1 protein-coding gene is annotated in these 1,967 nt (G+C 72.6%); it reads right to left on the bottom strand.

Annotation, left to right across the window (positions count from 1 at the left end):
• Positions 1-433: 433 nt before the first annotated feature.
• The coding region (locus NON22_RS23590) for a sulfite reductase subunit alpha (RefSeq protein WP_257389430.1) at positions 434-1,967 on the bottom strand (1,534 nt) is incomplete at its 5' end.

Raw genomic sequence — 1,967 nt, 5'->3', positions numbered from 1 at the left:
GGAAGCGTCGGCCGCGTCGGCCAGCGCCGGGGCGGCGGCCGAGACCAGCGCCAGGCCCAGGGCGGTCGTCAGCAGGCGCGGCGGCGTGGCGGCGGCGGAACGGATGTAGCGGGAAGGATTCGACATGAGGCGTCCCTGGTTCTTTTGACTGAGCAAGAGGATTCGGCTCGCACATAGCGGCGCGCCGGCGGTATCGCGTAGGCGTGGCGGAATCGGATTCCCCTGGCGAGCCACCGGTGCGCGGAAGCGCCGACGGCCAGCGATCGACGGAAGATTAACAGTAAACAAGAATGATTCGCAATAATTGTCGCAGGCGTATTTACCGGCACAGCGATGCGACCGGCGTAGTCGGAACCCGCACGCCGGCCGGGCCGGGTGGACAGATCTGACACGGGCACTTCCCTGCCCCGCACCCGCCGCAGACAGGCTCTGGTCAGTACACGTCGCGCCGGTAGCGGCCGGCCTCGATCAGCGCGTCGACCGTGTCGGCGCCGAGCGCGGCGCGTAGTTCCTCGTCGACGGCCGGCGCCATGCCCTGCAGGCTGCCGCAGACGTAGACGCAGGCGCCGGCGGCGACCCAGACGCGCAGCGCGCCGGCGGCTTCGCGCAGGCGCTGCTGCACGTAGACGCGTTCGGCCTGATCGCGCGAGAACGCCAAATCGACGCGTTCGAGCACGCCGCTGCGCTGCCATGCCGCGATGTCGTCGGCGAAGAAGAAGTCCTGTTCGCGCCGGCGCTCGCCGAACAGCAGCCAGTTGCGCGCAACGCCGGCTGCAGCGCGTTCCTTGAGCAGCGCGCGCAGGCCGGCGATGCCGGTGCCGTTGCCGACGAGAATCAGCGGAACCCCGGCGGCCGGCGCGTGGAACTGGCGGTTGCGGCGCAAGCGCAGCTCGACCGCATCGCCGATCGCCGCGTGTGCCGTGAGCCAGCCCGAACCGAGACCGAGGCTGCCGTCGTCGCGGCGCCACTGGCGCACGAGCAACTCGACGGCGCCGTCGGCCGGAATCGATGCGATGGAATATTCGCGATGCGCCAGCGGCGGCAGGGTCTCGAGCCAGGCGTCGGCGTCGATGCCGGGCCCGGGCCAGAGCTCGGGCCATTGCCGCCGTGCGAGCGCGTCGGCCAGGCGTTCGCCGCCGGCGCTGCGGCGCTCGCCGTCGATCGCACAGCGGGCGAGCAGCGCGTCGACCGCATCGGCCGCATGGCGCGGACCGATCTCGGCGACGTCGCCGGCCTGCCAGTCCGGCGTCTCGCCGTCGGGCGCCTGCAGACGCAGCAGATAGCAGGCGCCGCCGACGCTGCCCGGATTGAGCAGGCGCCGCGCAACCAGACGCCAGCGCGAGTAGCGCGGCGGCGACCAGTCCGGCGCATCGGTGCTGCCGGCGATCACGCCGACCTGATGCTGCCAATGACGCAAGGTTCCCGGATCGGCATTGTCCACGTCGATGCGATCGAACAATGCCTGAGCCCCCTGCTGGCGCAGCCACGCGTCGAGGCGGCGGCCGAAGCCGCAGAAGTTCGCGTACTCGCTGTCGCCGAGCGCGAGCACGCCGTAACGCAGCTCCGGCAGCGGCAGCGACTGCACGAGCAGGCGGCGCACGAAGCCCGCGGCCATGTCCGGCGGATCGCCCTCGCCGGTCGTGCTGACCACGAACAACGCGCGGCGGCAGCCGCGCAGCGCCGCGGCATCGAGTGCGTCGAACGCGACGAGGCGCGCGGCGCAGCCCGCGTCGGCGAGCGAATGCCAGGTGCGCCGCGCGAGGTCCTCGGCCGTGCCGGTCTGGCTCGCATAGGCCACGAGCACGGCATCGTCCGTCGTCGTCGCGACGGCAACCGCCGGCGCGCGACGGCGCCGGTTCCAGGCCAGCAGCCCGCAGAACGCGACGAACGCGGCGACGACCGCGGCGGCCGCGCCGAACCGAGCGGCATCGGCCGCCGGCCAGTCCAGCGGCGCGCGCTGCCATCGC

Origin of the sequence: Tahibacter caeni (assembly GCF_024609805.1) — a bacterium.
Taxonomy (GTDB): Bacteria; Pseudomonadota; Gammaproteobacteria; order Xanthomonadales; family Rhodanobacteraceae; genus Tahibacter; species Tahibacter caeni.
This window is presented reverse-complemented; position numbering and strand designations above follow the sequence as displayed.